This is a genomic window from Terrabacter sp. P5_B1 (assembly GCF_056400505.1).
Window position 1 is genome coordinate 19474 of record NZ_JBFULD010000012.1, and the last position, 9128, is coordinate 28601.

General features: G+C 69.1%; 8 protein-coding genes. All 8 read right to left on the reverse strand.

Annotated elements, in window-relative coordinates; translation table 11 throughout:
* Window positions 1–5: 5 nt before the first annotated feature.
* Window positions 6–1526, reverse strand: a complete 1521-nt coding sequence (locus AC1DP0_RS02110; protein WP_478082245.1) for a flippase — start codon at window positions 1524–1526, stop codon at window positions 6–8.
* On the reverse strand, window positions 1523–2497 hold the full coding sequence (locus AC1DP0_RS02115; RefSeq protein WP_478082246.1) for a sulfite exporter TauE/SafE family protein: 975 nt from the start codon (window positions 2495–2497) through the stop codon (window positions 1523–1525). Before AC1DP0_RS02115 ends, AC1DP0_RS02110 begins: the two co-directional genes overlap by 4 nt.
* Window positions 2494–3909 carry an adenylyl-sulfate kinase gene (cysC, locus tag AC1DP0_RS02120; RefSeq protein WP_478082247.1) on the reverse strand — a complete coding sequence of 472 codons (1416 nt, stop codon included), beginning with the start codon at window positions 3907–3909 and terminating at the stop codon, window positions 2494–2496. The genes AC1DP0_RS02115 and cysC overlap by 4 nt, the downstream gene beginning before the upstream one ends.
* On the reverse strand, window positions 3906–4985 hold the full coding sequence (locus AC1DP0_RS02125; protein ID WP_478082248.1) for a glycosyltransferase family 4 protein: 1080 nt from the start codon (window positions 4983–4985) through the stop codon (window positions 3906–3908). The genes cysC and AC1DP0_RS02125 overlap by 4 nt, the downstream gene beginning before the upstream one ends.
* Window positions 4986–5125: 140 nt before the next feature.
* Window positions 5126–6382 carry a sulfate adenylyltransferase subunit CysN gene (cysN, locus tag AC1DP0_RS02130; protein ID WP_478082249.1) on the reverse strand — a complete coding sequence of 419 codons (1257 nt, stop codon included), beginning with the start codon at window positions 6380–6382 and terminating at the stop codon, window positions 5126–5128.
* 4 nt (window positions 6383–6386) lie between these two features.
* Entirely contained in the window at window positions 6387–7298 is a 912-nt protein-coding gene (gene cysD / locus AC1DP0_RS02135; protein ID WP_478082250.1) for a sulfate adenylyltransferase subunit CysD, read from the reverse strand.
* Complete coding sequence (locus AC1DP0_RS02140) at window positions 7298–8008, reverse strand: 3'(2'),5'-bisphosphate nucleotidase CysQ (protein ID WP_478082251.1); 711 nt, start codon at window positions 8006–8008, stop codon at window positions 7298–7300. The genes cysD and AC1DP0_RS02140 overlap by 1 nt, the downstream gene beginning before the upstream one ends.
* Before the next feature lie 431 nt (window positions 8009–8439).
* On the reverse strand, window positions 8440–9033 hold the full coding sequence (gene pth, locus AC1DP0_RS02145; protein WP_478082252.1) for an aminoacyl-tRNA hydrolase: 594 nt from the start codon (window positions 9031–9033) through the stop codon (window positions 8440–8442).
* Between the last annotated feature and the right edge of the window lie 95 nt (window positions 9034–9128).

Consider the following 9128-nt stretch of genomic DNA (forward strand, 5'->3'; position numbering starts at 1 on the left):
GGCGGTCAGGACAGACGGTGACGCAGGCGCCGGAACGCGCGCAGGTCCTCCGGGTGCGGACGCAGCAGCACGATGAAGACGAGGTAGACCACGACGCAGGTGGTCACTCCCACGACGAGGGACGCGACCCAGTTCTCGATGAGGTGGTCGACCAGCAGGCCCGCGCCCGCAGCGGGCAGGGCCGCCAGCACGATCTTGCCGGTCGAGGCCCCCTCCGCACGGATGCCGACGATCTTCCAGGCTTGGATCACCTTGATCGCGTTGACGACGATGATCGATGCGCTCCAGGCCACCGCGGCACCGACGATGCCCCAGCGAGGGATGAAGAGCAGGTTGAGCCCGATGTTGGCGACGAGGACGAGAGCGTTGTCGAAGAGACTCAGGCCGACCCTGCCGGACATGTTGAGCACGACGCCGCACGGTCCGGCGGCTGCACCGACGAGCTGCCCGCACGCGAGGATGATCGTGACCGTCGCGCCCTCGGTGAATCCGCTGCCGAAGACGGCGAGCAGCTGTTGCGGAAAGACGAGCAGCACGATGAAGGCCGGCATGGACAGCAGGAGGGTCCAGCGGGTCGCGCTGCCGTAGGCTCGAGCCGCGCCGGCGTAGTCCTTGGAGTGGTGCAGGTGGGCCATGTGCGGTGCGAAGGTCGCCGTGATGGGCGGCAGGACGAAGACCGCGAGCGTGACCAGTCTCGTCGCAACGTTGTAGACGCCGACCTGGCCGGCGTCGGTCATCGCCCCGAGGATCAGGGTGTCGGCCCAGATCAAGCCGGTGGCGGCAAGGGCCGACGCCCAGCTGATCATCGAGAACGACATGATTGCCCTGATCGTGTAGACGGCTCGTCCCTGCGGGACGTGCTTCATCCGGAACCAGAGTGCCCCCAGAGCGAGAAGAACCGTCACCCACGACGCGATCACCAACGACCACATCGCCCCGAGATACCCGTAGCCCAGCCACAGGGCCGCGACGGTCAGGACCAGACGCAGGACCGGGTCGAAGATGCGGCCGATGACCGTGTAGGCCTTCTGAGTCCGCCACCCCTGGGTGGCCGCGAGCGCCGCCTCGGACAGCGCGTGCGCCGGCAGCGTCAGCGCCACCAGGCGAACCCCGGTCTCCAGCTGCGGATCACCCATCACGCGCGCGATCGTCGGCGCGAGCAGACCCAGCGCCACCGCCAGCGCGAGGGAGCCGCCTGCGGTGATCCCCATCCCGAGGCGCACCGTCCCACGCAGGCGGCGCACATCAGCGTCGGCAAGGTGGATCGCGACGAAGCGTGTGAGCCCGGAGCGGAAACCGGCCAGCGCCAAGAGGCCGAGCAGGGAAAGCAGCGCGAAGCACTCGGCATACCGCCCGACGTCGTCCTTGCCCAGGACGTGCGCGAGCAGAATCACGATGGCAAAGAGGGCGGACTGCTGGATGATCGCCCCGACTAGGTTGAGCCCACCCCCGCGGGCCATCCGGTCGCTGTCAGCGCGACGGTCCGACTTCGAGGTCGATGTCTCCACGGACGCACCGGTGGTCATCGTGCTGCGGTCTGGGGGTTGTTCCCGACGTCGGATGCCGCGCGAGCGTTCGCCTGACGCTGGCTTCGCGCCAGGGCCGGGAAGCCGTTGGCGCGACGAACGACCATCCAGACCGTCGGGGCCACGAGCAACGAGACCAGCAGGACGATGCCGGTCGGCGCGGTCCCGAGGCCGAGCAGCTTGAGCGCCGACGCAAGCAGGACGAACGCCAGGACGCGCCGGATGAAGCCGCCCGGAGCCCGCGACGACAGTCGGGCCCCCACCCAGGCACCGGGTACGCAGCCGATGAGCAGCGAGGTGGTCAGAGCGAACTGGAAGTCGCCGAAGAAGATGTGAGCCACCGCTGCCGCGGCAACGAGCGGCACGGCCTGCACGAGGTCGGTACCGACGAGCTGACTGGCCTTGAGAAGGGGATAGAGCGCCATCAGGGCGATGATGATGAGCGATCCCGATCCGACGGACGTCATCCCGACGACGAGCCCCCCGAGCGCCCCCACCAGGATCGTCGGGAGCTTGCGGATCACCACCTGGGGACGTTCCTGGGGAAGTGGTTCCCCTCGGCCGTCGCGTCGACGGGCCCGCTCGAGGAGCCGGGTGTAGGCCCGGAAGGCCAGCCCGAAGGCAGCGATCAGCAGGGCTACCCCGAGCGCCATCTGGATGGTCTCCTGAACGGCGGCGTCCGTCCCGAGCGACTTGACGACGATCACCCCGAGGAAAGCCATCGGCACCGACCCGACACACAGCCATTTGACGAGCGACAGGTTCACGGTGCCGCGTCGTAGGTGGACGATCGAGCCGACGGGCTTCATCACGGCGGCCGCGACGAGGTCGGACGACACGGCGGTCAGGGGTGGTATGCCGAACACGAGCACGAGCACCGGCGTCATCAGCGCGCCACCGCCCATGCCCGTGAGGCCGACGACGATGCCGATCCCGAAAGAGGCTGCGACCAGGAGCCAGTCGATGGTCATGAGGTCCCCGTTTCGAGCCAGCCCCCGCTGGCCAGATAGTTGAAGAGTCGCTCGACCGCCGCGGCGTTCGAGACGGCCGTCGTGTCGATCGTGAGCTCGGCGTTCGTCGGAGGCTCGTAGGGGTCGGAGATCCCRGTGAAGTTCGGGATGAGCCCCGCCCTGGCCTTGGCATACAGACCTTTGAGATCGCGGCGTTCGCACTCGTGCAGGGGCGTGTTGACGTGAACCAGCACGAAGTCCCCCACCTCGCCGACCATCGTCCGGACGTCGTCCCGCGCCTGCGCGTACGGAGCGACCGGAGCGCAGATCGCCAGTCCGCCATGACGTGCGACCTCGGTGGCGACGAAGCCGATTCGGCGAACGTTGAGCAGCCGGGACTCGTGGTCGAATCCCAAGCCGGACGACAGGAGCTGCCGGACGACGTCTCCGTCCAGGAGCGACACCGTTCGGCTTGTCTGCTGGCTGATCCTCCCCGCCAGCGAGCGGGCGATGGTCGACTTGCCGGACCCCGACAGGCCGGTGAACATCACGACCAGACCGCGACGGGCCCGCGGGGGTCGCCAACGACTCAACGCGGCGAGATCGGCGGGGTGGAGGACGGCCGGGTGGACGCCTCCGTCGTCGAGCTGCCCCACCACGGCGCGCCAACCTGCGGCAGCGTCGTCGAGGCCGACAGCGTCGCTCAGGACCAGCACGCTGCCAGCGCCGACGTGGGCTGACAGGGCTGCCACGAGCGCCGGGTCGCTGACCGGGTCACGCCAGGCCAACGGTGCAGTGGCCACGTCGACTCGCACACCGGCGACTCCACCAGAGGCGCGATCGACCGCCCGAGAAGCCAGCTCGGTCATGAGCAGGGTGGGCACACCTGCGGTGTCGGCCGCGTGATCAGGCACCGCCACGAGCACCCGTGCTCGAGGATTGCTGCGACCGACCTCGTGCAGCAACCTCGTGAGCCGCGGCCCGTCGGAGGTCAGGGCCGGTCGGCCGAACACGACGAGGCCGTCGTAGGCACCCGCCGATACCGGGAGGTCGACGGCCAGCTCTCGAGCCGGGCCGCTCTCCCGCAGTCGTTCGCGCGTCAGGGTCCCCGTCACCAGCATCTCGTCGCCGAYGTGGCCGTCGTCGGCGGCCGTCGTGGGCGTGGCGCGGAGCCCTGCCAGCGACGCCAGCGGGGTCTGCTCCTGGTCGACGAGGGTGAGGCATCCTGCTGCGCTGGCGAGACGTGCAAGCTCCGCGTCCACCCACAGTCCGGCGCAGACCGGTCCCCGTGGCCGGCCGGGCGCGAGTGACGCGGGCGCGACCGGTCCGCCGAGGACGTGCCCACTGGGCAGGATGCCGTCCAGGACGAGCTCGACGTCACGGATCTCCCTGGGCGCCATGACGCGAACCGGCACCGCTGTCACGACGGTCACCGGGCTCTCCCCCGCCGTCCGTCGACGGCCCGGAGGTAGAGGTCCTCCAGCTGGTCGGTTGCAGAGTCCCAGGAGTAGTCCCGGAGGACGCGGACCCGCAGGTCGTCACCCGACCTCACGGGGACGCCGGCGAGCATCTGCTCCAACGCAGTTCGCAGCGAGTCGACGTCTCCTCGGGCAAACACCCGGTGCGCCGGCGACCCGGAGCCGATGATCTCGAGGTGGGGCGCGATGTCGCTCGCCAGTACCGGGGCACCGTTGGCGATCGCCTCGAGCAGAGTCAGTGGGAGTCCCTCGAGGTCGGAGGGCTGGACGAAGACGCCGGCCCGTTGGAACACCTCCTCCAGGTGCGCCCCACCCACGAAGCCCGGAAACACGATCCGCGGATCGTCGCCGGCGAGCTGACGCAGGCTCTGGCTGTACTCATCGCTGAAGGACGAGTCTCCGACGATCACCAGCTGACGGATGTGGTCGCTGGCCAGCACGGCCCGGATGAGAAGGTCCGGGCGCTTCTCGGGGACGAGACGACCGACGAACAGGGCGTAGGCACCAGGGACGAGACCGATCGAGCGCACGAAGTCGCTGGCGTCGGTGGGCACCGGTGTCGCAACCCCGTTGGGGATGCACGCCACAGCCTTGCGGAAGTGCTCGCCGTAGTGCGCAGCCAGGTCACGGGAGACCACCACGGTGTCGTTCGGCACCCGGCCGCTCATCCAGTGGGCCGCACCGAGCACGGCCCGTGCCGGCGCGCCCCACTTGTCCCGCTGGTGGTCCAGACCGTGCACCGTCATCACCACGGCAGCACGCGAAAGGTATCGCGGCACCGGCGCCATCAGGCCCGGACCGAGTGCGTGGTAGTGCACGACGTCTGCCCGCCGAGCCAGCGCCCCCCAGGTCGAGGCAGCGCTGTGCACGATTGCGTCGAGGTGCTTCGTCGCGATGGTCGGGGCCTCGAGCAACGTCATGCCCCGATACGACTGGTGCGCGCTCGAGCCGTAGGACGAACGACAGAAGACGAGCACCTCGTGACCGCGGGACGCCAGTCGGCTGCCCACTTCCTCGACGTGTCTCTCCACCCCACCCATCGTCGCGGGCAGCCCCTTCTGACCGACCATCGCGATGGTCAGCGGCCGCCACCCGCGCGCACCGTCGCCGGCAGCCCGGCCACCTCCAGGCGCACCGCGCGAGGAGGGTTCGAGGTCTCCGAGCTGCCGAGTCACCGGACGTTGTCGGTGATCATGCCGGCCGCGACCGTGCGGTTGGTCGCCTCGTCGACGAGGACGAAGCCGCCCGTGTTGCGGTTGCGGGAGTAGTCGTCGGCCATGAGCGGAACCGTCGTGCGCAGCCGCACGCGGCCGATCTCGTTGAGCGTCAGCTGGTTCGCCTCCTCGTCACGGTGCAGCGTGTTGACGTCGAGGCGGTACTGCAGCGCCTTGACGATCGTGCGAGCCGTGCGGGTGGTGTGCTTGATGGAGTACTTGCCGCCGAGACGCATCGGAGCGGACTCGTCCATCCAGCAGATCATCGCGTCGAGATCCTGTGCCACGGTCGGCTGGTTGTTCGGCCGACAGATCATGTCGCCCCGCGAGACGTCGATCTCGTCCTCGAGCCGGACGGTCACCGACATCGGCGGGTAGGCCTCGTCGACCTCCCCGTCAGCGGTCTCGACGGAGAGGATCCTGCTGGTGAAGCCCGACGGCAGCACCATCACCTCGTCGCCCTTCTTGAGGATGCCGCCGAGCACCTGCCCGGCGTATCCCCGGTAGTCGTGCCACGCGTCGGACTGCGGTCGGATGACGTACTGCACCGGGAAGCGGACGTCGATGAGGTTGCGGTCGCTGGCGACGTGGACGTTCTCGAGGTGGTGCAACAGGCTCGGGCCGTCGTACCACGGCATGTTCTCCGAGCGGGTCACGACGTTGTCGCCGTTGAGGGCCGACACCGGCATGACGGTCAGGTCGGGCACCCGCAGCTTGGCTGCGAACTGGGTGAACTCGTCGCGGATCTTCTCGTAGACCTCCTGGGAGAAGTCGACGAGGTCCATCTTGTTCACCACGAGCACGAGGTGCGGCACCTGCAGCAGGGTGGCGAGGAAGGCGTGCCGCCGGCTCTGCTCGACCAGCCCCTTGCGCGCGTCGACGAGCACGAGCGCCAGATCGGCGGTGGAGGCGCCGGTCACCATGTTGCGGGTGTACTGGATGTGGCCCGGGGTGTCCGCGATGATGAACTTGCGGTTGGGCGTCGCGAAGTAGCGGTAGGCCACGTCGATCGTGATGCCCTGCTCGCGCTCCGCACGCAGGCCGTCGGTGAGCAGTGCGAGGTCGACGTAGTCGTCACCCCGGTCGTGGCTGACCTTCTCGACGGCCTCGATCTGGTCCTGGAACACGGTCTTGGTGTCGTACAGCAGGCGGCCGATCAGGGTGCTCTTGCCGTCGTCCACCGAGCCCGCCGTGGCGAACCTCAGGATGTCCATCATTTCAGAAGTACCCCTCACGCTTCCGGTCTTCCATGGCCGCTTCACTGAACTTGTCGTCCCCGCGGGTCGCGCCGCGCTCGGTCACTCGGGTGGAGGCGACTTCGGCGATGACGAGGTCGACGGTGTCGGCCTCGGATCGCACGGCGGCCGTGAGGCTCGCGTCGCCGACGGTGCGGTAGCGCACCATCGCGGTGAACACCTCTTCGCCGGGCTTGGRCTGCTTCGTCTCGTGAACCGCGAAGAGCATCCCGTCCCGGTCGAACACCTCGCGCTCGTGGGCGTAGTAGATCGAGGGGAGCTCGATGTCCTCACGCTTGATGTAGTGCCAGATGTCGAGCTCGGTCCAGTTCGACAGGGGGAAGACGCGGATGCTCTCCCCCGTGTGGATCCGCCCGTTGTAGAGGTTCCAGAGCTCGGGGCGCTGGTTCTTCGGGTCCCACTGGCCGAACTCGTCACGGAAGGAGAAGATCCGCTCCTTGGCCCGTGCCTTGTCCTCGTCGCGTCGCGCCCCACCGAAGATGGCGGTGAACCGGTGCTTGTCGAGCGCGTCGAGCAGCACCGGGGTCTGGATACGGTTCCGGGTGCCGTCCGGCGGCTCGCAGACCGTTCCGGCGTCGATCGCCTCCTGGACGCTGGCGACGATGAGCTGGACCTTCAGCTCGTCGACCCGCTTGTCCCGAAGGGCGAGCACCTCGTCGAAGTTGTGGCCGGTGTCGACGTGCATCACCGCGAACGGGATCCGCGCCGGGTGGAAGGCCTTCTCGGCCAGCTTCAGCATGACGATGGAGTCCTTGCCGCCCGAGAAGAGCAGCACCGGCCGCTCGAACTCGGCTACGACTTCTCGCATGATGTAGATGGCCTCGGCCTCGAGCAGGTCGAGCTGGCTCAGCTGGTAGTCGTGCGTTGGTGACATCACTGCGATACGTCCTCGTCTCTCAGGGCGGAAATGGCCGTCAACAGCAGCTCGGCGTGCTCCGGGCGGCAGATCAGCAGGTCGGGAAGCAGCGGGTTGGGCTGGTTGTAGCGCAGGGGCGACCCGTCGATCCGGCTGGCGTGCAGACCAGCGCTTCGAGCCACCGCGACCGGTGCAGCCGAGTCCCACTCGTACTGGCCACCGGCGTGGACGTAGGCGTCGACGGTCCCGTCCAGCACCGCCGTGGCCTTGACGCCTGCCGAGCCCATCGGCACGAGCTCCGCCCCGATGCGCTGCGCGAGGGCAGACACGAAGGCGGGCGGCCGGGTGCGGCTGACAGCGAGGCGGATCGGCCCCTGGACCGCTGCCGGCACCGCCGGAGGATCATCCGTGGCCATGGTGTCGCCCATGGCCGGTCGCGCCACGGCGCCGGCGACGAGTTCGCCGCCCTCCCAGAGGGCGACGTGGACGGCCCAGTCCTCACGCGGGATCTCGGAGAACTCGCGGGTGCCGTCCAACGGGTCGATGATCCAGACGCGGTCTGCGTCCAGACGCGCCGTGTCGTCGGTCGCCTCCTCGCTCAGCACCGAGTCCGCCGGCCGATGGCGCTGGAGCTGCGCGGCCAAGTGCTCCTGCGACCTCAGGTCGCCCGCCGCCTTGAGTGCGGGCGGCTCGAGGTCGGGCTGGTCACGACGCAGCTCGAGCAGCACCCGCCCTGCAGACTCGGCAATCCGACGCGCAAGTCGCGCATCGTCCAGCGGGCCGTCGTCACCCCCCGGCGCCGTCGAACCCTGTTGCGCGGCATGCTCGCGCCCGTCCCAAAAACTCATCTGTACCCCCCCGGGCCATCCGATCCTGGACGCGTGGGATCGGCGTCACGCCCACCGTCACCTGTGACGGCGTCTGCGTGATCAGCGGCCCCCCGCGACGTCTGCGGCGGCGCTCCGTGGTGGCGCCCCGCCGTGCATTGAGTTCATGCTACGGCCGGGTCGCAGACGTGTCCGGCGAATGCGCAAAGGTGCCGTTTGCACGTTTGCGCCGCTCATGGAGGGACTGGGGATGCCACCCTGCGCGCGGGCGCACCCGGTGTCACGCAACACCAATTCAGCTGAGGCGCAATGGGATCCGGAGGACCGCGGCGTCAGCGAGGAGCGTGGAAGCGCTGCTGGGCGTCGAGGAGCCCGATGTCGATGAGTGCTTCGACGGCGTCGGCCCCGTCGTCGATCAGGAAGGGCAGCACGTCCGCGCGCTCCGCCTTGGAGAAGTCCTTGAGGACGAAGTCGGCGGGGTCCTGTCGCCCCGGGGGCCGGCCGATCCCGAGGCGGACGCGGAGGTAGTCCTTCGTGCCGATCGACTGCGAGATGGAGCGCAGGCCGTTGTGGCCGCCCTCACCGCCGCCCTTCTTGAGGCGGACCACGCCGGCGTCGATGTCGAGCTCGTCATGGATGACGACGAGGCGCTCGGCCGGGACGTCGTAGTACTTCAGGAGGCCGGCGACCGGACCGCCGGAGACGTTCATGTACGTCGACGGGACGGCCAGGACGACTTTGGGACCCGGGACCTTGAGGCGCACCTCGGCCACCCGGGCGCGGGCCTTGTGCGCTTTGAACGAGGCGCGGCTGCCGGTGGCGTCACGGCGGGTGAGCTCCTCGACGGCCATGGCGCCCACGTTGTGTCGGTTGCCGGCGTACTCGGGCCCCGGGTTGCCGAGCCCGACGACGAGCCAGGTGTCCATGCGGTCCTCGATCAGTGGTCAGTTCGGTGTCGGGCGGGTGCGGGTGCGGGCCCCGCCGAGCCGGAGCTCGAACGGGACCCGCGTACGCATCGGGT